This is a genomic window from Allobosea spartocytisi (assembly GCF_014764685.1).
Classification (GTDB): domain Bacteria; phylum Pseudomonadota; class Alphaproteobacteria; order Rhizobiales; family Beijerinckiaceae; genus Allobosea; species Allobosea spartocytisi.
The window spans coordinates 15,203-38,094 of the sequence record NZ_JACXWY010000005.1; the positions used below are offsets into that span (position 1 = coordinate 15,203).

The 22,892-nt window shown below is 68.6% G+C and carries 18 protein-coding genes and 1 tRNA gene; 10 read left to right on the plus strand and 9 right to left on the minus strand.

Annotated features, from left to right (window positions below; translation table 11 throughout):
- Nucleotides 1-19 precede the first annotated feature (19 nt).
- The 4 genes from IED13_RS09720 to IED13_RS09735 are packed head-to-tail and all read left to right on the plus strand — an operon-like array spanning nucleotide 20 to nucleotide 2,673.
- On the plus strand, nucleotides 20-1,090 hold the full coding sequence (locus tag IED13_RS09720; protein WP_191124064.1) for a PcfJ domain-containing protein: 1,071 nt from the start codon (nucleotides 20-22) through the stop codon (nucleotides 1,088-1,090).
- Entirely contained in the window at nucleotides 1,090-1,314 is a 225-nt protein-coding gene (locus IED13_RS09725) for a hypothetical protein (protein ID WP_191124065.1), read from the plus strand. The genes IED13_RS09720 and IED13_RS09725 overlap by 1 nt, the downstream gene beginning before the upstream one ends.
- Nucleotides 1,314-1,574 carry a hypothetical protein gene (locus IED13_RS09730; RefSeq protein ID WP_191124066.1) on the plus strand — a complete coding sequence of 87 codons (261 nt, stop codon included), beginning with the start codon at nucleotides 1,314-1,316 and terminating at the stop codon, nucleotides 1,572-1,574. Before IED13_RS09725 ends, IED13_RS09730 begins: the two co-directional genes overlap by 1 nt.
- 10 nt (nucleotides 1,575-1,584) lie before the next feature.
- Nucleotides 1,585-2,673 carry a tyrosine-type recombinase/integrase gene (locus IED13_RS09735; protein ID WP_191124067.1) on the plus strand — a complete coding sequence of 363 codons (1,089 nt, stop codon included), beginning with the start codon at nucleotides 1,585-1,587 and terminating at the stop codon, nucleotides 2,671-2,673.
- A gap of 58 nt (nucleotides 2,674-2,731) precedes the next feature.
- Here the strand turns inward: IED13_RS09735 and IED13_RS09740 are convergent.
- Nucleotides 2,732-2,808 (minus strand) — tRNA-Arg (locus tag IED13_RS09740).
- A 28-nt stretch (nucleotides 2,809-2,836) separates the two neighbouring features.
- Here IED13_RS09740 and IED13_RS09745 point away from each other — a divergent pair.
- Both IED13_RS09745 and IED13_RS09750 read left to right on the plus strand, forming a co-directional pair.
- The gene (locus IED13_RS09745) at nucleotides 2,837-3,628 is read left to right on the plus strand and encodes a hypothetical protein (protein WP_191124068.1); all 792 of its coding nucleotides are present in this window, start codon (nucleotides 2,837-2,839) and stop codon (nucleotides 3,626-3,628) included.
- Between the two features lie 3 nt (nucleotides 3,629-3,631).
- Nucleotides 3,632-5,116, plus strand: a complete 1,485-nt coding sequence (locus IED13_RS09750; protein ID WP_133565436.1) for a M48 family metalloprotease — start codon at nucleotides 3,632-3,634, stop codon at nucleotides 5,114-5,116.
- A 105-nt stretch (nucleotides 5,117-5,221) separates the two neighbouring features.
- On the opposite strand, the gene IED13_RS09755 is transcribed toward IED13_RS09750, so the two are convergent.
- The 6 genes from IED13_RS09755 to IED13_RS09780 all read right to left on the minus strand — a co-directional run bounded on the left by IED13_RS09755 (nucleotide 5,222) and on the right by IED13_RS09780 (nucleotide 12,491).
- A complete protein-coding gene (locus IED13_RS09755; protein WP_038363047.1) occupies nucleotides 5,222-5,821 on the minus strand; it encodes a CarD family transcriptional regulator in 600 nt (199 codons plus the stop codon).
- Between the two features lie 377 nt (nucleotides 5,822-6,198).
- Nucleotides 6,199-6,534 (minus strand): ferredoxin FdxA, encoded by a 336-nt coding sequence (fdxA, locus tag IED13_RS09760; RefSeq protein WP_038363045.1) that lies wholly within the window; start codon nucleotides 6,532-6,534, stop codon nucleotides 6,199-6,201.
- Between the two features lie 170 nt (nucleotides 6,535-6,704).
- Nucleotides 6,705-7,013 (minus strand): RNA-binding S4 domain-containing protein, encoded by a 309-nt coding sequence (locus IED13_RS09765; RefSeq protein ID WP_038363042.1) that lies wholly within the window; start codon nucleotides 7,011-7,013, stop codon nucleotides 6,705-6,707.
- 20 nt (nucleotides 7,014-7,033) lie between these two features.
- Complete coding sequence (locus IED13_RS09770) at nucleotides 7,034-10,423, minus strand: helicase-related protein (protein WP_248312530.1); 3,390 nt, start codon at nucleotides 10,421-10,423, stop codon at nucleotides 7,034-7,036.
- 448 nt (nucleotides 10,424-10,871) lie between these two features.
- Nucleotides 10,872-11,318 (minus strand): MerR family transcriptional regulator, encoded by a 447-nt coding sequence (locus IED13_RS09775; RefSeq protein ID WP_185748038.1) that lies wholly within the window; start codon nucleotides 11,316-11,318, stop codon nucleotides 10,872-10,874.
- A gap of 198 nt (nucleotides 11,319-11,516) precedes the next feature.
- Nucleotides 11,517-12,491: a KpsF/GutQ family sugar-phosphate isomerase gene (locus IED13_RS09780; RefSeq protein ID WP_112763112.1), complete on the minus strand. Its 975-nt coding sequence runs from the start codon at nucleotides 12,489-12,491 to the stop codon at nucleotides 11,517-11,519.
- A gap of 170 nt (nucleotides 12,492-12,661) precedes the next feature.
- Between IED13_RS09780 and IED13_RS09785 the strand changes: the two genes are divergently transcribed.
- The gene (locus IED13_RS09785) at nucleotides 12,662-14,200 is read left to right on the plus strand and encodes an outer membrane beta-barrel protein (protein ID WP_162720073.1); all 1,539 of its coding nucleotides are present in this window, start codon (nucleotides 12,662-12,664) and stop codon (nucleotides 14,198-14,200) included.
- A 110-nt stretch (nucleotides 14,201-14,310) separates the two neighbouring features.
- Here IED13_RS09785 and IED13_RS09790 read toward each other — a convergent pair whose 3' ends face one another.
- Nucleotides 14,311-16,167, minus strand: a complete 1,857-nt coding sequence (locus IED13_RS09790; RefSeq protein WP_113251928.1) for a M3 family oligoendopeptidase — start codon at nucleotides 16,165-16,167, stop codon at nucleotides 14,311-14,313.
- A gap of 215 nt (nucleotides 16,168-16,382) precedes the next feature.
- Between IED13_RS09790 and IED13_RS09795 the strand changes: the two genes are divergently transcribed.
- From IED13_RS09795 to IED13_RS09805, 3 genes are all read left to right on the plus strand, one after another.
- A complete protein-coding gene (locus IED13_RS09795; protein WP_191124069.1) occupies nucleotides 16,383-17,879 on the plus strand; it encodes a sigma-54-dependent transcriptional regulator in 1,497 nt (498 codons plus the stop codon).
- A gap of 105 nt (nucleotides 17,880-17,984) precedes the next feature.
- Nucleotides 17,985-20,021: a L,D-transpeptidase family protein gene (locus IED13_RS09800; protein WP_191124070.1), complete on the plus strand. Its 2,037-nt coding sequence runs from the start codon at nucleotides 17,985-17,987 to the stop codon at nucleotides 20,019-20,021.
- A gap of 322 nt (nucleotides 20,022-20,343) precedes the next feature.
- Nucleotides 20,344-22,110 carry a peptidoglycan L,D-endopeptidase MepK gene (locus IED13_RS09805; protein WP_318652241.1) on the plus strand — a complete coding sequence of 589 codons (1,767 nt, stop codon included), beginning with the start codon at nucleotides 20,344-20,346 and terminating at the stop codon, nucleotides 22,108-22,110.
- Between the two features lie 121 nt (nucleotides 22,111-22,231).
- Here IED13_RS09805 and IED13_RS09810 read toward each other — a convergent pair whose 3' ends face one another.
- The gene (locus IED13_RS09810) at nucleotides 22,232-22,840 is read right to left on the minus strand and encodes a glutathione S-transferase family protein (protein ID WP_166653077.1); all 609 of its coding nucleotides are present in this window, start codon (nucleotides 22,838-22,840) and stop codon (nucleotides 22,232-22,234) included.
- Nucleotides 22,841-22,892 lie beyond the last annotated feature (52 nt).

Consider the following 22,892-nt stretch of genomic DNA (forward strand, 5'->3'; position numbering starts at 1 on the left):
CTGTTTTCGTGAGGGGCGGATGACCGAGGCGCTCTCCAGCCAGTTCGGCACCGGCCACCATCACTTCAGCAAGATGCCCTTTCCGACGATCGGCGATCTGCCCTGGCAGCGCGAACAGATCAACCGGATCGTCGGCCTGTTCCGCGACACCCATCTCGAGGCCCGCGCCGTGCTGATGGCGCGAAGCCATCGCCACGCCGCGGACCTCATTCTCCAGGCGCCGGCGATCGTCGTCATGGTCTCCGGGGATCACAAGGTGAATTGGGAAAAGCGCCTGATTGCGAAGACGCTGCACTTCGCCGAGGAAGTCCGGCGGCCGCGCGACATCATGATTTCGCTGGAGCTCGCACCGGCCTTGCGGGCGCTGACGGCGACTGCGCTGATTTCGTCCGACAAGAACACGTTGCTCGCATTGTCGCGCTTGAATCCCTCGACTTTGGCCCAGGCGATCCCAGCCCCGGAAGGTCAGAGCCTCTGGCTCATGGCGTGCCGGTCGTGGCGGGAGCGCATGGAACGCGCCGGAGCGCCGGCTGACCTGCTGTTCGATTGGATGGCGGCCAGCGTCAGCCGCAGCGCGGCGTTCACGCAATGGCGCGAGGTCGCCGACCTCGCCCTTCATCTGCGCGGCCGGTTCGTCACGCGCTGGAGTTGGGAGAAAGCGTATTCAGAGGCTGAAGCTTGGCACCGCGAGCTGGCGAAGAACAAGCAGAATGCCAGCTTCTTCAGATCTCACGGCCGCGAGTTCGACGAGCCGCTCGACTATGGCGATCTTCCGATCGAGGAGCAGGTTCTCGGCCATCACATCGTCGCGCTTCGATCCGGCGAGGACCTTTATGAGGACGGTCGGGCGATGCACCATTGCGTCTCCAGCTACGCCGGCGAGGTGATTTCGGGCCGGTCCCGGATCTTCAGCATCCGCTTCGGCGAAAAGCGCGTCGCGACGGTGGAACTGAAGCAAGCGAAGAAGCGGTGGACGATCGAGCAGTTGAAGGGCCCCTGCAACCGTCCAGTCATACCGGCGATCGAGAGCGTCGCGAAGGACTTCGTCGCGCTTTGTAACCAGCCACCGCAGTCCAAGGTCATCGGCTGATGGCAGCCCATCGTCGAAGCCCGCCCCGTCGCCATCCGAACGCCGATCGCTACCTGTCTCCCGAGGAAAAGCTCGCGCACATCATCTGCGGCGCCGTGTATGCCGACGGCTGCCACTGCGAGCAGAGCTCCAACGCAACATGTCACACGATGATCTGGGCGGCGAAGCGCGCCCGCGCCCATCTTGCCGGCAAGCCCCTGCCGCCGCGCGAGGAGCCGCTCTGATGCCCCGCGCTTCCGGCCGAATCGAGACGATCTCCTGGGTGCCGCGCGGCCTCTGCCGCGAGGAGGCCGCCTATTACGTCGGCGTCGGCCCGACGAAGTTCGATCAGCTCGTCGCTGATCGGCGCATGCCGCAACCGAAGCGGATCGACGGGCGGGTCGTTTGGGACCGTGTCCAGCTCGACATGGCCTTCAGCGAGCTCGGCGAGGTCCGCGAGAATGTCATAGACGCCGCCTTGCGCAGGGCTGGCGCGCGCGGATAGCGTGCATGGCATGAGCGAGGACTATCCGAACGCCGGCACCTACAAGGATCGCCACGGCCGCGAGCGCTGGCGCTTCCGCCGCGCTGGCAAGACGATCTCGCTTCCGCACCAGCCCGGGCACCCCGAATTCGAGGAAGCGTATCAGGCGGCGGTCGAGGGCCGCGCTCCGCGCAAGGCCGAGGTCATTCGGCACCCCGACGCGACCATTCCCGAGTCGCTCAAGGCCGCCTGGCGCAAAGTCGTCAGCGACAGTCTCGAATGGCAGCAGCTCGACGCCGTCACTCGCCAGAAGCAAACTGCGATCGCCGAAGCTTTCCTGTCATCTGAGGTCATCCCGGGCGAGGCGGATCTGCTCTGGGCCGACACGCCGATCGCGGATCTCAAGCGCCGGCACGTCAAGAAGCTGCTCGCCGATCGCAGTGATACGCCCCACGCCGCGCGGCATTTGCTGGTCGTCATCCGCAAGATGGTCCTGGTCGCGCTCGATGAGGATTGGATCGAGGCCGACCCGACCTATCGCCTCAAGTACCGGCCGAAGCTCAAGGGCTGGCGAGCCTGGACGGAGGACGAGCGCGAGAAGTTCGAGAAGAGGTGGCCGATCGGCACCACGCCACGGCTGGCCTATGTGCTGGCCCTTTGGCTCGGCAACCGCCGCAGTGACGTGGCCGCGCTCGAGGTCAGCACCATCCAGGGCAACGCGATCGTCATGCGCCAGGTGAAAACGGACCGGGAGCTGCGGCTTGCGATCACGCCGATGCTGCGGGAAGCGCTCGATGCGGCCGACCTGTCGGGCCCGACGATCCTGAAGACGATGTATGGCGAACCGTTCTCGCCAAAGAGCCTCACCGGCCGGATGGCCGACTGGACGAAGTCGGCCGGCCTGCCGCCCGGGTGCACGTTGCATGGTCTGCGAAAGAGCCTCGGCAAGATGCTAGCGGAGAGCGGAGCGACCACACGTCAGATCATGGACACGCTCGGCCACACCGATATCAAGCACGCCGAGCTGTACTCGAAAGAGGCCGAGCAGGAGCAGCTCGCGAAGGCCGGCATGAACAAGGTGGTGAAGTTCCACCGCGGCCGGCAAAAGGCGCGTGGCTAACCCGGGTGGCGAACCTCCCTGGCTAACCGCCTTACAGGCCTTTGATATCGCTGATTTATGGCGTCCCGGAAGGGATTCGAACCCCTGACCTACGGTTTAGGAAACCGTTGCTCTATCCTGCTGAGCTACCGGGACGCACGAAACTCCCTGTAGCATAACCACGATGACGGTGAAGCCCCTTCTTCTCGGCCTGTGGCTCCTCGGCGCCCTGCCGCTTGCCGCCCGCGCGGCCACGCCCTGCGGCGTCGAGGCGGTCGAGACAGTGCCGGCACGCCTCTCGGGCTTCGACGCCGCCGGCGATCCGCTCCTGGCCGATGGCCGCGCCTTGCGACTGGTCGGCCTGGCGCCTCGCCAGGATGCAGCGGAGGATGCCCGTTTCCGATCCGGGCTCGCGCCCTTTCTCGGCCGCGACATCCTGCTTGCGATCACCGGCGAGAAGGATCGCTGGGGTCGCTGGCCGGCCCGCCTCTTCGTCGAGGCCGCGCCCGGTGCCGGGCGCGAAGAGATCGCGCAACTGCTCCAGAAGAGCGGCGCCGCCCTGCCCTTGGCAGAAGCGCAGGTAGCGCGTTGCGCGCCCGGCCCCACCGCGATTCAGACAAAGGTAACCTCTGCCTCGCAAGTTTTGCCGCCGGCGGCCCAAGGTTTGACGCCGCTGGCGATCGACGGTCATGATCTCGCCGCCGTCAAGGGGCAGGAGGGTCGCTACGTCATGCTGGAAGGCCGGATCGCGTCCGTGGGCGAGCGCTCGCAGCGGACCTATCTGAACTTTTCGCGCCGGCCCGGGGAGGCGGCCTCGATCGTTCTGTCACGCAAGCTCTGGCGGGAACTGAAGGAGGCGGGCTGGACCCCGGCCGCACTCGGCGGTAAACGCCTGCGAGCCTATGGCGTGCTCGCGGGCCGCGGTGGCCTTCTGCTCGAAGTCACCTCGCGCGCCGCGCTGGAACTGATCGACTGAGGGATGCGGAAAGTCTGGCCAACACGGTTCGCAGGACGGGGCAAGCGGCTCGGCGCCCTTGCCCTGGCGCTGCTGCTCGCCGGGTGCTTCGGCGACCAGACCTCCGTGCTGCCGGCCAGCATGTCGGGCGACGGCGAGATCGCGCCGCGCATCAGCCCCGTCCAGCGCGCCTCCGACCAGGAGCATCAGCGCCTGCTCGCGGCCTTCGGCGGGGAATATCGCGCGCCGCGCACCAAGGCCGCGCTCGACGACATCGTCCAGCGCCTCGCCAAGACCAGCGACGGCCAGATCGGCGCCTATGAGATCACCATCCTGAACTCACCGGCGGTCAACGCCTTCGCTCTGCCCAACGGCCGGCTCTACGTCACGCGCGGCCTGCTGGCGCTCGCCAACGACACCTCGGAGATTGCCTCGGTCCTCGCCCATGAGATCGGGCACGTTACCGCCCAGCATGCGGTCCAGCGCGCCGAGAAGGAGGCGGAATCGGCCCTGGTCAACCAGGTCGTCTCGCAGGTGCTGAAGGATCCGAACCAGAGCGCCGCGGTCCAGGCGGGCTCGAAGCTCTCCCTCGCCCGCTTCTCGCGCCAACAGGAATTCGAGGCCGACAAGATCAGCGTGACCAGCCTCGCCCGCGCCGGATACGACCCTTACGGCGCGAGCCGCTTCCTCAACACGCTCGGCCGCAACACCGCCTTCCGCAACAGCGGACAGCAGCAGCAGAGCGCGGAGGACAAGCGCCTCGACATGCTCGCGACCCATCCGCAGACGCCGGAGCGCATCGCCGCCGTCACCGCCGCTGCGCGCCAGATCGCCGCGCCGGGCCTGGGCGAGCACGATGCCGGCCGCTGGCTGACCGCCATCGACGGCCTCGCCTATGGCGACGATCCGCGCGACGGCGTGGTGCGCGGCCGGCGCTATGTGAACAGCTCGCTGCGCATCTCCTTCTCGGCGCCGGACGGCTTCAGCCTCGAAGCGGCGCAGGACATGGTCATCGGCGTCAGCGCCAATGGCGCGCAGGCCCTGCGCTTCGACTCCGTGACGCTCAAGCCCGACCAGACGCTCGAATCCTATGTCGCGGCCGGTTGGATCGAGGGTGTCGAGACGACCGGCATCGAGAAGATCGAGATGGGCGGGCAGCCCGCCGTCATCGCCCATGGCAAGGGCACGGATTGGACGTTCCGTCTGGCGGCCGTGCAGTTCGGCGACCGCGTCTACCGCTTCATCCTGGCAGCGCGCGGCGCCGCCGATCCGGAACGCCCGATGCGCAGCATCGTCGAGAGCTTCCGGACCCTGACGCCGGCCGAGGCGCAGACCGCCCGGCCGCTGCGCATCCGTATCGTCAACGCGGCGCCGGGCGACACGGTGGCGAGCATGGCGGAGCGCATGCCGGAGCAGGATCGGCCGGCCGAGCTCTTCCAGCTCCTGAACGGGTTCGACCGCGCCGCCGCGCTCACGCCCGGCCAGCGCTACAAGGTCATCGGCGAGTAGCGGGCGCCTTCACCCGTCATTGCGAGTGCGACGAAGCAAGGCTCGGCAAACAAAAACCCGGCGGTCGCCCGCCGGGTTCGCATTCTGGGATCCGATAGGAACGGCTCAGGCCGCTTCTTCCTGCAGATCGTCGTTGTCGCCTTCGAGCTCAGCATCCGCCTCGACGGCCTCGCCCTTGCCGACCCGGCGCGGCGACTTGGCGAGCTGGCCCTCGATCTTCTTGAGCGCCTCGATCTCGGTGACGTCGTCGACGACCGCGATCTCGCGAACCATGCGGTCGAGGGCGGCTTCATAGAGCTGGCGCTCGGAATAGGACTGCTCGGGCTGGGCCTCCGAGCGATAGAGATCGCGCACCACCTCGGCGATGGCGACGAGATCGCCCGAATTGATCTTCGCCTCGTATTCCTGCGCGCGGCGCGACCACATGGTGCGCTTGACGCGGGCGCGGCCGGTGAGCGTGGTCAGCGCCTTGGCGACGGCTTCGGCATCGGCGAGCTTGCGCAGCCCGACGCTGATGGCTTTGGCGGTGGGAACGCGAAGGGTCATCTTGTCCTTGGCAAAGCTGACCACGAACAGCTCGAGCTTGAAGCCGGCGACTTCCTGCTCTTCGATCGCCGTGATCTGTCCGACGCCATGGGACGGATAGACGACGTATTCGCCCGTCTTGAAACCCTGGCGCACAGCAGCTTTCTTCACCGTAGACATGCCGTTACGACTCCTGACCGGCCCGCCGTGGCGGGCGCGCGATAATCCGTCCCCGTCCGGATGGCCGGGGACATTCCGCCTGACGCGACGCGGTGATGCGGCGCTTCACGCTCCCTCAGTCGATTGGTTCATCTCGCCCATAGAAGCGAACAACGGATTGTTCCGGCGAAAAGCCGCCGGCCCTTCATGTTGCACGCGATCTTTGGGAACGCCCCGTTTGTGAAAACCTCGCAGGGGGCATGCGGAACGAATTCGACTGAGTTTGTGTGTAGCACAAAAAACACGCCGAATCAAAGGTAAACGCGGGCAGCCATCCGCCGCCATGCGCGCGGCACGGTCATGGTTAACGCAGAACGGACCGTCCGAAGCGGCGAAAATCAGTCGCCTTCGCCCGGCTCGGGCGAGAACATCTCGAGCTTGCCGGCGACCCCGTCGAACGCCTTCGCATCGGCCGGGGCGTCCTTCTTCTGCGTGATGTTCGGCCAGCTCGCGGCATATTTGGTGTTGAGCTGCAGCCAGCTTTCGAGGCCGGGCTCGGTGTCGGGCTTGATCGCCTCGGCCGGGCATTCCGGTTCGCAGACGCCGCAATCGATGCATTCGTCGGGGTGGATGACGAGCATGTTCTCGCCTTCATAGAAGCAGTCGACCGGGCAAACCTCGACGCAATCCATGTACTTGCACTTGATGCAGTTCTCGGTGACCACATAGGTCATGGGCCGGCCCTTCCAACACTTCTAAACGACCTCATAAACCCCCGACAGGCGCAGGTTTCAAGATTGTTTTCGCCGGGCTCGGCAGAAGACTTTGCCCTTCCGGCATCCACTGGGAGAAATTCGTTCGCCGCATGGCCGCATATCGATCTTGCGGGCGATAGCGGCCGGATTTAGTCGCCTCCCTCGCCCTCCGCAAGAGAGGGATCGTCGCCGCCTTCGTCGAGGCGCTCATAGAGGAGCCTCGCCGTCTCGAACGGGCCCCGGCGCTCGGCGAAGGCCAGTATCCGCACGACGACGGTGGCGTGCGGCAAGGCGAGCGTCAGCACGTCCCCCAGCTTGAGCCCCTGTGCGGGGTTCTCGGCTCGCCGCCCCGCAATCCGGACATGGCCGTCTTCCACCAGACGCACGGCCGCCGGCCGCGTTCGCGCGAAGCGCGCGAAGCAGAGCCATTTGTCGAGGCGTTGACGATGCTCCCGCAACGGCTACGCCTCCCCGGGTCCTAGGTCTTGCTGCCTTCGAGCTGCGCCTTGAGCGCGGCCAGCTTGGCGAAGGGCGAATCGGGATCGGGCTCGCGATTGGCCGGGCGCGGGCGCTGCGGCTGCTGGAAGCGCTCTCCCCCACGCTCCTCGCGGCGCGGGCCGCCGGGGCGACCGTCGCGCTTGAAGTCGGGGCGCGGGCCGCGACCGCCCTCGGGGCGCCCTTGCCGCGGCTGATCCTCGCGGCGCGGACGCTCATCGGAGCGCGGACGCTCGTCACGGCGGGGGCGCTGGTCCTGGTTCGGACGTTCCTGGCGCTGAGCGGCACCCTCGCCCGCTGCCGCGGCAGCCGGACGATTTTCGGGCCGCCCGTCGCGACGCGGGCCGCCGGGGCGCCCCTCGCGCTGCGGACGGTCACCGCCACGGCGCTCGCCCTCGCGGCGCGGGCCGTCCTGCCGGCCGCGCTGAGCATGCTCGGGCCGGCGCCCACCCTGGTGGCGATGCGGCCGCCAGATCTCGATGAGCTCGGGCTCGGCCGGCGCAGCTTCGGCAGCGATTTCGGCCTCCGCGGCTGCATCCGCAACCTCAGCCGACGGCGCAGCCGGCAAGGCCGAGAGCGCATCGGCCGGCACAGGCTCGCGCACCGCGTCGAGCTCGGTTTCGGTGAGGATCGGCGTATCCGCCGTCTCGACGGCAGGCGCTTCGGTGACAGGCGTCTCGCCCTCCGCCAGCGCGCCCTCGTTCAGGGCCTCGGCCGGTTCGACGACGGCAGCGGCTTCCTCGGAAGCGTCCGCCGACACCGCGCCATCGGCTGGCACGGCCTCGTCGGCAGCGGCCCCGACCGGCGTCTCGCCGGCAGCGTCATCGGCCGTCTCGTCGCTCGCCTTCGCCTCGACCGGCTTGGCCGGCTCGGTGGCGGCCGGCGGCGGCGCCAGCGGCACGGTGATCGCCGGGCCCGGACGCTTCACCGAGACATAGCCGAGCGAGCGCAGAATCGAGGCAAAATCCTCGCCGGCGCAGCCGACGAGCGAGGTCATCGCGCCGGTGACGACGAAGCCGTCCTGATCGGCGCTGCCGGCCGGCGGCGTGCCCTGCGTGGCGCCGGGACGATAGGCGATCGCCGGGCGGATCAGGTCCGCGAGGCGTTCCAGAATGTCGACGCGCACCGCCCGCTCGCCGCAGACGCGATAGCCCGCCGCCCGGTAGAGCCCCTTCGGCACGGCCTTGTCGACCGGGAAGGAGGTGCGGCCGGACGCCGCGAGATGGGCGATGTCGTCGAGCCCCGCCGTCTCCGGTCCGCCATGCTTCAGCGCCCAGAGCTGGGCGGCGAGCGCGCGCGGCGCCGGCTTCAGCAGGGCGGGCATGTAGATGTGGAAAGCCCCGAAGCGGATGCCGAGCTGGCGCAACGCCGCCCGGCCCTCCTGATCGAGCGCCTTCATCTCCTCGCCGACCTTCGAACGCTCGAGCACGCCGAGCGCCTCGGCTGTCTGATAGGCGATGCCGCGAGCGATGCCAGCGACGTTCTCGGCCGCCTCCAGGATCTGGATCGCGCCGAGCAGGCGGGTGACGTGATTCTTCAGCCAGAGCGTGAGGCGCGCCTCGACCTGCTCGCGCGCCGCACCGTTGAGATGCTCCTCGACCAGCAGGCGAAGCCGCGGCTCCAGCACCTTCTCGCCGGCGACGAGGCGCGCCACAGGCTCGCCGGTCCAGCGCACGAGCCCGTCATGCGAGAGCAGGAAGGCGTCGTCGCCCGCCAGCACGACGCGCGCGGCCCGGGCCTCGATCTCGGAACCGAGCGCCTTCATGGCCGCGAGGTTCAGAGCCTTGACCTCCGACCCGCCCGCCTTCGGGTCCGCCGTGAAGCGGAAGCCCTGCAGCATTCCCACATGCTGGCCCTCGACGAGCACGTCGCCCGTCGCAGTGACCTCAGCCTCCAACATCGCATTCTCCCGCAAGCGGCGCATCAGGACACTGGTGCGCCGATCGACAAATCGGTGGGCCAGACGCTCATGCAGAGCATCCGACAGCTTGTCCTCTACAAGACGCGCCATGCCCTGCCAATGCTCAGGATCAGGTAACCAGTCGGGCCGGTTGGCGACATAGGTCCAGGTCCGGACCTGCGCGATGCGGGCGGAGAGCGTGTCGATCTCGCCATCGGTGCGGTCGAGCGAGCCGAGTTGCGCCGCATACCAGTCGGCATCGAGCCGGCCATGGCGCATCAGCCTGAGATAAAGCGTCGTCGCCAGATCGGCATGCTGCATCGGCGAGATCTTGCGGTAATCGGGCAGGCCGCAGACCTCCCAGAGCCGCTCCACCGCAGCCCGGCCATGCGCCAGCGGCGCGATGTCGGGGTCCCTGGCCAGGATTTCCAGCGTCGTCATGTCCTCGGCGATCAGCGCCCGCGTCAGCCCCTGTTCGGAGGGCTGGATGTTCAGCGTGTCCAGGAGGCCGCCGACCGAGCGCAGGTCGAGATCGGAATTGCGCCACTGCATCTGGCGGATCGGCTCGAAGCGGTGATTCTCGATCGCATCCACCAGCTCCGCGTCGAAGGGCGGGCAGCGCCCGCTGGTGCCGAAGGTGCCGTCGCGCAGATGCCGCCCGGCCCGGCCGGCGATCTGGCCGAACTCGGCCGGGTTGAGCTTGCGGAAATGATGGCCGTCGAATTTCTTGTCCGCCGCGAAGGCGATGTGGTTGACGTCGAGATTGAGCCCCATGCCGATCGCGTCGGTGGCGACGAGATAGTCGACATCGCCGGACTGGTAGATCTCGACCTGGGCATTGCGCGTGCGCGGTGACAACGCCCCCAGCACGACCGCCGCCCCGCCCTTCTGCCGGCGGATCAATTCGGCGATGGCGTAGACCTCCTCCACCGAAAAGGCGACGATCGCCGAGCGCGGCGGCAGACGGGTGATCTTGCGGTCGCCGGCGAAGGTGAGCTGCGACAGGCGTGGGCGCGTGACGACATTGACACCCGGCATGAGCTGCTCGATCAGCGGACGCATCGTCCCGGCACCGATCAGCATCGTCTCGGCCCGGCCGCGCCGGTTCAGGAGCCTGTCGGTGAAGACATGGCCGCGGTCGAGATCGGCGGCGAGCTGGATCTCGTCGATCGCGACGAAATCGACGGCGAGATCGCGCGGCATCGCCTCGACGGTGCAGACCCAGAAGCGCGGCCGCTCCGGCTTGATCTTCTCCTCGCCGGTGACGAGGGCGACGGCCTCCGGCCCGACCTTGTCGACGACCCGTTGATAGACCTCGCGCGCCAGCAGGCGCAGCGGCAGGCCGATCATCCCGGTGGGATGGGCGACCATGCGCTCGATGGCGAGATGGGTCTTGCCGGTATTGGTGGGTCCGAGCACCGCGGTGACGCTGTTGGCGCGGGCGGCGGGAGGCAACGAACGAAAGAGCTGCAAGGCGAAGGGCCGATCATCTCGTCCATCCGGGCGACACCGGCTCGACGCGAGCCTCAGCCGTCCGGGCGGGTGCGTGAACTGAAATCAGGGACGGGTCTTGTCGGAACGACTCTGGCAGGAAGAACTCCGGCAAGAACGACTCCGGAACGAAGCAAGCCCGAATCGCTGACTCCCGGAGAATCGGGGTTTGTTCCCCTCGCCGGGCCGGAAGCCCGCCGACAAACGCAATACCGGCATCGCCCGCCCTCTTGCCAACCCGAAAACTGGACGGCGAGGCCGTCCGGCGCAGTTCCTATTTAAGACTTTCCGGCGCGGAAACGAGAGGCAATCGACATCGAGCCCCGCCCGATGAAAACGCAAGGTCATCCCGGACAAGCGGCAAAGCCGCGCCGATCCGGGATGACGGCCGCTGTTCCGGCCGGCTGAAGCTTCACATCGCCAGACCGCCTCAATGGCGGGCGTGATCGCATTGGCCGTGATCGGCCAGCGCCTCGATGATGGCGCAATCGCAGGCGGCGACGCCGCCCGAGCAGGTGGTGGCGATCCGCTCCAGCTCCTTTTCCAGCGAGCGCAGCCTGGCGATCTTGTCGCGCACCTCTTCGAGATGACCGGCGGAGATCGCATGCGCCTCGTCGCAGGCCATGCCGGGCGTGTCGGAAAGCCTGAGCAGCGTGCGGATATTGTCCACCGCGAAGCCGAGATCGCGCGCATGCTTGATGAAGGCGAGCCGCTCGGCATGACGCCGGCCATAACGGCGCTGGTTGCCCTCGGAACGCTCCGGCGGCGGCAAAAGCCCGACCTGCTCGTAATAGCGGATGGTCTCGACCTTGACGCCGGTGCGCTCTGCCAGCGCGCCGATCGGCATCACGCGTTCGAGCCGTGCCGTCGCAACCATCGCAACCTCCAAAGCTGTAGTTTCTGGAGCTTTAGATAGGCGGGAAGGCGCCGACGGCAAGGCCGAACCATCATGAACCCGGCGTCATTCTCGGGCGCAGGGCGCAGCGACACGTAGATCCGCGAATATCAGGCCGAGGAGGAGCCGAAGCATCCATGTCGCGAGATGCTCGTCAAGCCCGAGCATGACGGGCCGGGACTACGCGACGCCCATCGCCAGCAAGTCGTGGACATGGACGAGCCCGACCGGACGCTCCTCCGAATCCGCCACGATCAGCGCGGTGATCCTGAGACGATTGACCAGTTCCAGCGCCTCGACGGCGAGCGTCTCAGGCCCGACGCGGCGCGGGTTGACCGTCATGAGATCGCGAGCCCTGAGCGCGGCACCGCCTGCCATCGTCGCCTTGCGGCGCAGGTCGCCATCGGTGACGACCCCGGCGAGCCTGCCGTCGAGATCCATCACGACCGCGCAGCCGAAACTCTTCTCCGAGATCATGGCGATCACATCGGGCAGCGCCGTATCCAGCCCGATCAGCGGCAGTTCCGCGCCGCGATGCATGATGCTCTCGACCGTCTTGAGCTGCGCGCCGAGCTTGCCGCCGGGGTGGTAGACGAAGAAATCCTGCCGCGAGAAGCCGCGCGCCTCCAGCAGCGCCACCGCCAGCGCATCGCCGAGTGCGATCTGCATGGTGGTCGAGGTGGTCGGCGCGAGCCCGTTGGGGCAGGCCTCGGTCGCCTTGGGCAGGATCAGCGCGACATCCGCCTCCTTGCCGAGCGTGCTCTCGGGATTCGCGGTGAAGGCGATCAGCCCGACGCGGAAGCGGCGGGTATAGCCGACGAGCGCGGCAAGCTCCGCCGTCTCGCCCGACCAGGACAGCGCGATCACCACATCCTCCGGCCTGACCATGCCGAGATCGCCATGGCTCGCCTCGGCCGGGTGGACGAAATGGGCGGGCGTGCCGGTCGAGGCCAGGGTCGCGGCGAGCTTGCGCCCGACATGGCCGGACTTGCCCATGCCGGAGACGATCACGCGGCCGCTCGCAGCCAGGATCATCGCGACGGCCTCGGTGAAGGGCTGCCCGAGCCCGTCGGCGAGGGCGGCATGGAGCGTGTCGAGCCCGGCCCGTTCCGTGGCGATGGTGCGGAGCGCCGAGGCGCGGATGTTTTCGGTCATGGCGCGCTCTAGCACGGGGCGATGCGGGATTTCCACCGCCGCGGCGATCGCGGCCGGCGCGTTGACGGCTCCTTAACCCTGTTCGTTCTAACTGCGTTAACCATGCGCCCTCTGCCGGGCGCGCCAGCCATTGCTGTCACCTGTTGCTGCCCTGGAGCCCCGCGAAGCCCGTGTCAGGCCGCGCCAAGATCCTGCTTCTGTCCGGCTCCGCGCTGGCGGCCCTGGCGCTCGGCTGCCTGCCGGCGGGCGCGCAGCAGGCGCCGCGCGCCGGGCTCAGGACGGGAACGCCGGCTTATGTCGCGCAGCCTCCCGCGCCGCCGGAACAGCCGCTCACGCCCGCCACCCCCGATCCGCAGGCGATCCGCGATCCGGCCTCCCTCGTCCAGGGCCAGCCTTCCGCCATCTCCGGGCGCCAGCCGCCGCGTGCCAGCCGGCCGCTGCAGCCGCCGGCCCTGCGCGGCACCACGCAGCGCCAGTTCCGCCCGCCGCAACCGCCTGTCGCGGTCTTGCCCGCGCCGGAAGCGGCCTTGCCGCCTCCCCCGCGCCGGCGCCGCGCGAGCGCCGAGGACGATCCCTGGGCGCCGCTCGGCCTGCGGCTGGGCGCGGTCACGCTGAAGCCGGCGATCACCGGCTCGACCGGCTACGACACCAACCCGCAGCGCAGCGCCACGCCCGGCACCAAGGGCTCGGTCTTCCAGCGCTACGACGCGGAAGTGGAGGTGCAGTCCGACTGGAACGTGCATGAGCTCAAGGGCAAGCTGCGCGCCGGCTACATGGATTACTTCAGTGATCGGAACGCCTCGCGCCCCGATGCCGAGGGCAATCTCGACCTCAGGCTCGACGCCACGCGCGACACCCACATCCTGCTCGAATCGCGCCTCAAGCTCGACACCCAGCGTCCCGGCTCGCCGGACCTGAACGCCAATGTCCAGGGCCGCCCGCAGGTCTGGCAATATGGCGGCTCGGCCGGCGTGACGCAGGACTTCAACCGCCTGCAGCTCACCTTGCGCGGCTCGGCCGACCGCAGCGACTTCGAGGATGCCAGGCTGACGAGCGGTGCAATCCTCTCCCAGAAGGACCGCAACATGACCGATTACGGCCTGCGCCTGCGCGCGGCCTATGAGGTCACGCCCGGCTTCAAGCCCTATGTCCAGGCCGAGATCGACCGGCGCGATTTCGACGAGAAGACCGATTCGAGCGGCTATATGCGCTCCTCCGACGGCATCACCGGCAGCATCGGCTCGACCTTCGAGTTCAGCCAGCAGCTCAAGGGCGAGGTTTCGGGCGGCTACCAGAACCGGCGCTACGAGGATAACAGGCTGAAGGACCTGCGCGGCTTCGTCGGCGACGCCTCGATCCTCTGGTCGCCGACCCCGCTGACCACGGTGACGCTGCGCGGCACCGCCCAGCTCGGCGACACCACCATCGCCGGCTCGTCGGGCACGACGATGCGGCGCGCGACGCTGGAGATCGCCCACGCGCTGCGCCGCAACCTCACGCTCACCGGCTTCACCAATTTCAGCCGCACGGAGTATGAGGGCCAGGGCCTGCGCGAGGACTACCTGAATGTTGGCGCACGGATCGAATACAAGCTGACCCGCACCTTCGCGATCCGCGCGAGCTTCACCCATGAGCGGCTGAACTCAACGGCGGTGGGATCGGACTACACCGCGAATGTCTCGCAGGTGGGCTTGAGGGTGCAGTTCTAGTCGCCGCGGCGTCATTCTCGGGCGCAGCGAAGCGCAGACCCGAGAATCTCAGGACGAGAAGGCACTGGTTTCCGAGATGGTCGGGGCAAGCCCGACCATGACGGCAAGCCTCACTCCATCCCCTCCAGCTCGATGATCATCCCCTCGATCATCTTGAGCCCGATCTGCCAGAAGCCCGGATCCTTCGCATCGAGCCCGAAAGGCTTGAGCAATTCGCCATAGGGCTTGCTGCCGCCGGCCGCGAGCAGGGCGAAATAGCGGTCCTGGAAGCCCTCTGCCGCGCTCTGGTAGACGCCGTAGAGCGAGTTCACCAGGCAATCGCCGAAGGCATAGGCGTAGACGTAGAAGGGCGAATGGATGAAGTGCGGGACGTAGCACCAGAACGGCTCGTAGCCGCTCGACAGCCGGATCGCCGGCCCGAGGCTTTCCGCCTGCACGCCCATCCAGAGATCGCACAGCGCCTCGGCCGTGAGCTCGCCCTGCCGACGCGCCTCATGGACCCTGCGCTCGAAGGTGTAGAAGGCGATCTGGCGCACGACCGTGTTGATCATGTCCTCGACCTTCGCCGCCAGCATCGCCTTGCGCTGCTTCGGGTCGCTGGTCGTGTCGAGCAGGCGCCGGAAGGTCAGCATCTCGCCGAAGACGCTCGCGGTCTCCGCCAGCGTCAGCGGCGTCGGCGCCATCAGGGCGCCGTTGGGTGCCGCCAGCACCTGATGCACGCCATGGCCCAACTCATGCGCCAGCGTCATCACGTCGCGCGGCTTGCCCTGGTAGTTCAGCAGCACATAGGGGTGCGCTGACGGCACGGTGGGATGCGCGAAGGCGCCGGGTGCCTTGCCGGGACGCGGCGGTGCGTCGATCCAGCGCTCGTCGAAGAAGCGCCGGGCGATATCCGCCATCTTCGGCGAGAAGGCGCCATAGGCCGAAAGCACGGTGTCGCGCGCCTCGGTCCAGGGGATGCTGCGCTGCTCGATTTCCGGAAGCGGCGCGTTGCGGTCCCAGAAATCGAGCGCGTCGCGGCCGAACCATCTGGCCTTCAGGCGATAATAGCGGTGGGACAGCCGCGGATAGGCCTCGCGCACCGCGGAAACGAGAGCGTCGACCACCTCGCGCTCGACCCTGTTCGCCAGATGGCGGGAATCCGCGACATCCTCGAATTTGCGCCAGCGGTCGGAGATTTCCTTGTCCTTGGCCAGCGTGTTGGTGATCAGCGCGAAGGTGCGCAGCTCCTTGCGGAAGACCTTGCTCAGCGCCTCCGCCGCCTTGCGGCGTGCCTCGCCATCGGCGTCCTGCAATTTGTTGAGCGTGAGCTCCAGCGTCAGCTCCTCGCCGTCGACGTCGAAGCGCAGCGAGGCGATGGTCTCGTCGAAGAGGCGGTTCCAGGCGGCCGCGCCCGTCATCGACTTCTCGTGGAACAGCGCCTCGAGCCGGTCGTCGAGCTGGTGCGGCTTGTCCTTGGAGAGATCGTCGAGCCAGGGCTTCCAATGCGAGAGCGGCGCCTCGCCGGCGACCTTGGCCAGCAAGTCCGGCTCGATCCGGTTGAGCTCAAGCTCGAAGAACAGCAATTCGGTGATGGCGGCGTTCAGCCTGTCCTGCGTGTCGCCATAGAATTTGGCGCGCTGCGGATCGGTGGTGTCGCCGGAATAGACCAGGCCCGCATAGGCGCCGATCCGCCCGAGCAGGTCGCTCAGGCTTTCATAGGCCTTCACCGCCTCGGCCAGCAGGGCGCTGCCGTCGGGCGTCCCCGCCAGCTCGGCGAGCTTGCCGCGATAGCCCGCCGCCAGCGCCTGCGCCTGCGTGAAGGCGTGGTCGAGATCGGCTCGGAAGGCAGCGGAATCGATCCCGGGATAGAGATCGTCCAGGTTCCATTCCGGCAGGTCGCCGAGCGCTTTGTCGGAGGCGACGCCGCCGCCATGCGCCGCCGCCTGGCCGTGAACCGTCTCGCCTCGCATCGTCTGGAAGAACATGCTCTCTCCGTCTCGCGGCATCGGGTGTGCCCCCACTTAGGCCAGCATGGGGCCGGGGATCAATCTCGGGCGTTCTGCCGCAGCGCTGATGACGGGCCCGGCCGGCGCGCTTAAACTCCGCTTAACTCTTCTGGCCGACGATGCCCCAGAACGGAACAGGCGATTCCTTTCGAAGCCGAGCCTTTCCGTCCTGTTGCGCCGTCTTTCGAGGTGTCATGACCGCCACCGTTCTCGTCGTCGACGACGATCCCGTCCAGCGCCGCCTGCTCGACGCGATGCTCAAGCGTTTCGGCTACGGCGTCCTGGTTGCGGAGAATGGCGAGGCGGCCGTCGCGCTGATCGCCGGCCCGGATGGCGACGCCATCGACGCGATCGTGCTCGACCTCAACATGCCCGGCCTCGACGGCATGGGCGTGCTCGCCACGCTGCGCGAACGCGAGATCGACAAGCCCGTCATCGTGCAGACGGCGAACGGCTCGATCGAGACCGTGGTCACGGCCATGCGCGCCGGCGCCGTCGATTTCGTGGTCAAGCCCGTCGGCGCCGAGCGCCTCCAGGTCTCGCTCAAGAACGTGCTGAAGCTCGGCGCCCTCGAACATGAATTGCGCCATATCAAGCGCCGCGCCTCCAACACGCTGGGCTTCCGCGACCTCGCGACCAAGAGCCCCGACATGGCCCGCGTCGTGCGCCTGGCCGAACGGGCGGCGAAATCGAACATCCCGATCTTGATCGAGGGCGAATCCGGCGTCGGCAAGGAGGTGCTGGCCCGCGCCATCCAGGGCTCCAGCGACCGCAAGGGCAAGCCCTTCGTCACGGTGAATTGCGGGGCGATCCCGCACAATCTCGTGGAATCCATCCTCTTCGGCCATGAGAAGGGCGCCTTCACCGGTGCCACCGAGCGCCATCTCGGCAAATTCGTCGAGGCCAATGGCGGCACGCTCTTCCTCGACGAGGTCGGCGAATTGCCGCTCGACGCCCAGGTCAAGCTGCTGCGCGCCATCCAGGAGAGCGAGGTCGACCCCGTCGGCGGCAAGAAGTCGGTCAGGGTCGACATCCGCGTCATCTCCGCCACCAACAAGAGCCTGCTCGATCAGGTGAAGCGCGGCGAGTTCCGCGAGGATCTCTACTACCGCCTCAATGTCTTCCCGATCACGCTGCCGCCGCTGCGCCAGCGCCGCGAGGACATTCCCGACCTTGCCCGCGGCTTCCTCGCCCGCTTCGCCGCCGAGGAGGGCAAGAAGCTCAGCGGCATCTCCAGCGAGGCGATGACCCTGATCGCGAGCTATGATTGGGCGGGCAATGTTCGCCAGCTCGAGAACGCCATGTTCCGCGCCGTCGTCCTGGCCGATGGCGGCGAGCTCGGCGTCGCCGAGTTCCCGCAGATCGCGGCGCAGATGGATGGCTACGACGTCCGCATCCCGCCGGCGCCGGCCCAGCTCGGCCCGGCCGATGCGCAGGCCGAAGCCGCTCCCCGCATCATCCACATGCCGGTGCGCGACCCGAACTCGCTCGAGCTCGTCTCCGGCTCCGACATGCGCAAGCTCGACGATCTCGAGCGCGACATCATCACTTTCGCGCTGGCGCATTACCGCGGGCACATGTCCGAGGTCTCGCGCAAGCTCGGCATCGGCCGCTCGACGCTCTACCGAAAGCTCAAGGATTACGGGCTGATCGAGAGCGACGGCCATCCTGAGGAGACCGACGCGGCCTGAGCCGCGACGAATCAAAGTGGCGGCCTGTTGCGCCGCCGCATCTTGTGGAAGCAAACCGAGTCACGCAGGAATGGGCGTGATCCGGCATTCATCGGGATAGCGACTATGCCTCGTCGCCACTGGGCGAATCTGACCTCGGCATCCGCCCTGGCCATCATGCTGAGCTGCGCTCCGGTGCTTGCCCAAACGCCTCCGGCCCAAGCCCCCCTCGCCCAAGCCCCCCTCGCCACCGATCCGGCGACCGGCGTGCCCCTGCCCGAGACGCCCCAGCTCAAGCTGCTTGACACCGAGAAGCCGGCCCCTGCCGGCCAGACGGCGACGGACCGCCCCTCCGACAGCGACATCGTCACCGGAACCGTGAAGAGCGGCGCAACCTTGCGCGGTGCCGCCTCGGTCGATGCCACGGCCCCCGTCGAGACGGAAACCGAACCGGTCACGCTCGATATTCCGCAGGTCGAGGTGCCGGCGCTGGACCCGGCGCTCGTGCCGGCCTCGAAATCCTCCGAGCCGGCGCCCGCCCCTGCTCCCGCCGAGACCGCGCCCGTCCAGGCCGCCCCGGCCCTGCCGGCTCCGGACAAGCCCGTGACTGCCTCGGTGACGGTGGCGCCGCCCGCAGCCGCCCCGGCCGCCGGGCCGCTGGAAGCCATCCCGTCGCTGGTTCCGCCGCCCGAGATGCCGAAGGTGGTGGTCGACGTGCCGCCGGGCCTCGCCTTCGCCGCCGATATCGCGGCGCGCGCCAATGACGGCGTCGCGGTGCGCCGCCTCGGCGAGCGCGAGCGCGGCGAGATCCTCGCCGCCTATCAGGCGAACGAGAACAAGCCGTTCTGGATCGACGCCAAGGGCTGGACCGCCGCCGGCAAGCGCATCGTCGCCCAGCTCGAGCACGCCGCCGATGATGGCCTGCGCCCGACCGACTACGCCCTTCCGGTCTTCGAGCTGAGCGACAAGGCCAAGCTCGCCGAGGCCGATGTGCGGCTCTCGGCGCTCGCCGTGCTCTATGCCCGCGACGCGCGCGGCGGCCGCCTCGATCCGCGCCGCCTCTCCAAGCTGATCACGCCGACGCTCTACCTGCCCTCGGCGACGGAGGTGCTCTCCGAGCTCGCCGGCGCTCCCGATGCCGGCGCGGTGCTCGCCGCCTACAACCCGCCGCACGAGCAATATCGCCGCCTCAAGGCCAAGCTCGCCGAACTGCGCGAGCATCTCGACGACACGCCGCTGGTGCGCATCCCGGCCGGGCCGCCGCTCAAGCTCGGCATGCGCGACGAGCGCGTGCCGCTGGTGCGCGCCCGCCTCGGCCTCGGCTCCAGCGACGATTCGGTCTTCGACCGCTCGACCTCGCTGGCCCTGGCCGATTTCCAGAAGAAAGCCGGCCTGCCCGCCAACGGCATCCTCAGCGAGCGCACCCTCGCCGCACTCGGCAAGCCCGCGACGGCAAGGGGCGAGGAGGACATCGTCGCCCAGATGGAGCGCTGGCGCTGGCTGCCGCCGGATCTCGGCGCCAAGCACATCATGGTCAACGTGCCCGAGATGCGCGTGCGCGTCATCCGCGACGGACAGGTGATCCACGAGGCCCGCGCGATCATCGGCAAGCCGGATTCGGCGACACCGATCTTCTCGCACAAGATGGACCACGTCATCGTCAACCCGTCCTGGTACGTGCCGCCCTCGATCCTGAAGAAGGAGTTCCTGCCGGGGCTGGCGGCCGATCCGGACTATGCGGCCAAGCGCGGCTATGTCGTCACCCGCACCAAGGGCGGCGGCATCTCGGTGCGCCAGCCGCCCGGCGAGCGTAACGCGCTCGGCTGGATCAAGTTCATGTTCCCGAACGAGCATGCGGTCTATCTGCACGACACGCCGAACCGCCGGCTCTTCGCCGGCGAGCGGCGGGCCCTCAGCCATGGCTGCGTGCGCGTCGACGACCCCTTCGCGCTGGCCGACCAGGTGCTCGGGCCGGAATGGACGAGCGAGCGCCTGAAGAAGCTGATCGGCAAGGGCGAGCGCCGCATCAACCTGCCGCAGCCGCTGCCGATCCACCTCGTCTACAACACCATCGTCATCGGCGCGGACGGCCATATCACCCGCTTCGACGACGTCTACGGCTTCCACCGTCTCGTGCGGCAGGCGCTGGAGCAGCAGGGCTGACGGCCCGCCGGATCTCTCGGCCTCGTCCCGAGCAGCCGCGCCGCGGCCGCCTCGGGACCAGGGCTCGCAGAACTTCGAACAGGCTCCCGATTGTGGAGAATCCGGCCGAATTGGGGCCCGGCCGCCGGTTGGGCACCTTTTCGCCACGATCCGTCTTTAGCCAAACGTTCCCAGAAATTCCTGGCGCGGCGCTGGGCGGCTTGCTAACGGGTCGTTAACGCTTCTCCGCAACTGTTCGTTCACGTTCACCATACCGCTTCGGCGGGGGCACCGAGACGGGTCAGACAGATTGGGCAGGACAGACGCCACGATTCCAGGTTGGTTGCGCTTCGGCTCGAAGCCAGCGCGCCGCCGCGTCGCGATGGTCTGCCTCGCAGTCGCCGCATCCCTGCTTGGCATTCGCGGCACGCAGAACGCCGTCGCCAACGGTGACACGCGCACCATCACCATCCTGCACATGCATACCAAGGAGGAGACGACCGTCACCTTCAAGCAGGATGGTCGCTACGTTTCCTCCGCGCTCGAGAAGCTGAACTGGGCCCTGCGCGACTGGCGCAGCGACGAGCCGATCCGGATGGACCCGCGCCTGTTCGACGTCGTCTGGGAGGTTCAGCGCCAGCTCGGTTCCGAGCAGCCCTTCCATGTCGTCTCCGCCTATCGCTCGCCCAACACCAACGCCATGCTGCGCCGCCGCTCGCGCGCCGTCGCCAAGCACAGCCAGCACATGCTCGGCAAGGCGATGGACTTCTATCTGCCCGACGTGCCGACGGCCCGCATTCGCGAGATCGGCATGCGGCTGCAGCGCGGCGGCGTCGGCTTCTATCCGAACGCCCACACCCCCTTCGTCCATCTCGATGTCGGCTCGGTGCGCTCCTGGCCGCGCATGACGCGCGACCAGCTCGTGCGGCTCTTCCCGGACCAGAAGACCGTGCATATCCCGGCCGACGGCCAGCCCCTCGCCGGCTACGAGCTTGCCAGGGCCGAGATCCTGTCGGGCGGCGGCTCGGTCGGCGGCTATGCGGTGGCCGATGCCGATGAGGGCGCCGTCCAGTCCTCCGGCGGCAAGAGCCTGTGGGCCTCGCTCTTCGGTGGTGACGACGAGGAGGCCGATGCCCGGCCCGCCGCGCGTGGCCGCCGCGGCACCCGCCAGCAGCCGGCCGTCATGGCCTATGCCAATACCGGCTATGTCGACAGCAATGCCGCCGATGGCGGCCGCTTCGCCGTCGCCGCCGCGCCCAATCCGGCCGCGCAGGCGCTCACGCGCGAACGCTCGCAGCGCATCGCGCCGCAGCAGGCCCCGGTGCAGGCCCCGGTGCAAGCGGCCCCGACACAGCCTGAGCCCGCTCCTGCGGCGATCGCCGCCGCGGCCCCGCAGCCGCAGCCCGCCCCCCAGAATCGTCCGCAACTGATCGACGCGCCCCTGCCGCTCGCCCGGCCGCGCGGGTTGAGCGCGCCGCCTGACGAGCCGGCGGTGCAGGTCGCATCGCTTCCCGGCGCCGCCGGCCCGCTCGCCTTCGCCCAGACCGGACCGGGCGCCGAGCAGAAGCTCGTCCTCGCCTCGCTGCCGCCGCGCCGCCCGGACGCGATGACCGCCCCGGAGAGCCTCGTCGTCGCCGGGACGCCGGCCAATGCGCCTTTGCCGCCGATCCGGCCGACCGGCCTCGCCGATGCGGCGCTCGCCGCCCTGCGCCCGGCCGATGGCGGAAACGCCGCCTCTCCCGCCATCGAGGGCAGGCTCGTCACCGCGAGCCTGCCGCCGGTCCGCCCGCGCGAAGGCGGCGTCAGCTACGTGACTGCGACGGAGCGCTCGGTACCGGTCGCCGCCGATCCCGAAGAGCCGGTCGGCATGGACCGCTCGGGTCTCGATTCACTGTTCGCCACGGTCGTCCGGCCGGCCCGCAACACCGGCAAGCCGGTCGCGGTGGCGACGGCGCGCGCACGCGCGGCAGCGCCTTCCGCCGCCCCGATCGCCGGTCCAAGCCCCGCCGCGGCGCTCGGCTTCAGCCATGGCGACCCGATCGATGCCAAGCCCGGCGCCTTCACCGGCCCGGCCGTGCGCCCGCTGCCGACGAATTTCGTACAGAACTGAGCGCCGTTTCGCCGTCATGCTCGGGCTTGACCCGAGCATCTCCGGACGCGCTTGTCCCGGAGCCTCCTTCTGTCCGAGACTCTCGGGTCGCCTGCGGTCGCCCGAGAGTGACGCCGCGCCCTCACTCCCTGTCGATTGGCCAGGCCTTGAAGACGTCCAGCGCCTCGCAGGCGGCGGCCTGCTTCGCGAGATGGGGCCAGCGCTCCTCCGGCGCGAAGTCCGGGATCACGAAGCGGCAGAAGCCCCAGGCGATGGCGGCGGTGATGTCGCTGGGCAGAAGCTCCGGTCCTGCCGTCAGGGCGCCGTCGCGGGCGGCCGCGTCGAGCAGATCGAGCGCGGTGTGGAGCTGCGTGACAATGCGCTCCTGCCAGGGCGCGTAGCGCTGCGCCTCCGGCCGCTTGCGCTCATATTCGATCGCGACGGCCTTGTCGGCCGCGACGATGCCGATCCCGGTCAGCGACAGGTCGCGCTCGCGCGAGACGGGCTCGACCGGCCTGAGCGAGCGGCCGGCGACATCCTCGAAATGCTGGATGATCAGCAGCGATTCGCTGATGACCACGCCGCCCTCGGTGACCAGGCTCGGCGCCTTGATCAGCGGGTTGATCGCGCGGAACGCATCCATGTGCCGGAACACCGACACCGAGCGATGCTCGAAGGCGACGTCGAGCAGCGTGCCGATAATGGCGGCGCGGCGCACATAAGGACTGTCGAGCATACCGACCAGCAGCATCAGGCGATCTCCCATGGAACGAGGCGAGCCTGCCGGAAGCCGCGCCGAAAGC

Coding starts and splice junctions, on each gene's coding strand:
- IED13_RS09720 (WP_191124064.1), top strand. CDS start 20: ATGACCGAGGCGCTCTCCAGCCAGTTCGGCACCGGCCACCATCACTTC.
- IED13_RS09780 (WP_112763112.1), bottom strand. CDS start 12,491: ATGACCGAAAACATCCGCGCCTCGGCGCTCCGCACCATCGCCACGGAA.
- IED13_RS09725 (WP_191124065.1), top strand. CDS start 1,090: ATGGCAGCCCATCGTCGAAGCCCGCCCCGTCGCCATCCGAACGCCGAT.
- IED13_RS09795 (WP_191124069.1), top strand. CDS start 16,383: ATGACCGCCACCGTTCTCGTCGTCGACGACGATCCCGTCCAGCGCCGC.
- fdxA (WP_038363045.1), bottom strand. CDS start 6,534: ATGACCTATGTGGTCACCGAGAACTGCATCAAGTGCAAGTACATGGAT.
- IED13_RS09755 (WP_038363047.1), bottom strand. CDS start 5,821: ATGTCTACGGTGAAGAAAGCTGCTGTGCGCCAGGGTTTCAAGACGGGC.
- IED13_RS09790 (WP_113251928.1), bottom strand. CDS start 16,167: ATGTTCTTCCAGACGATGCGAGGCGAGACGGTTCACGGCCAGGCGGCG.
- IED13_RS09735 (WP_191124067.1), top strand. CDS start 1,585: ATGAGCGAGGACTATCCGAACGCCGGCACCTACAAGGATCGCCACGGC.
- IED13_RS09800 (WP_191124070.1), top strand. CDS start 17,985: ATGCCTCGTCGCCACTGGGCGAATCTGACCTCGGCATCCGCCCTGGCC.
- IED13_RS09745 (WP_191124068.1), top strand. CDS start 2,837: ATGACGGTGAAGCCCCTTCTTCTCGGCCTGTGGCTCCTCGGCGCCCTG.
- IED13_RS09775 (WP_185748038.1), bottom strand. CDS start 11,318: ATGGTTGCGACGGCACGGCTCGAACGCGTGATGCCGATCGGCGCGCTG.
- IED13_RS09810 (WP_166653077.1), bottom strand. CDS start 22,840: ATGCTGCTGGTCGGTATGCTCGACAGTCCTTATGTGCGCCGCGCCGCC.
- IED13_RS09730 (WP_191124066.1), top strand. CDS start 1,314: ATGCCCCGCGCTTCCGGCCGAATCGAGACGATCTCCTGGGTGCCGCGC.
- IED13_RS09750 (WP_133565436.1), top strand. CDS start 3,632: ATGCGGAAAGTCTGGCCAACACGGTTCGCAGGACGGGGCAAGCGGCTC.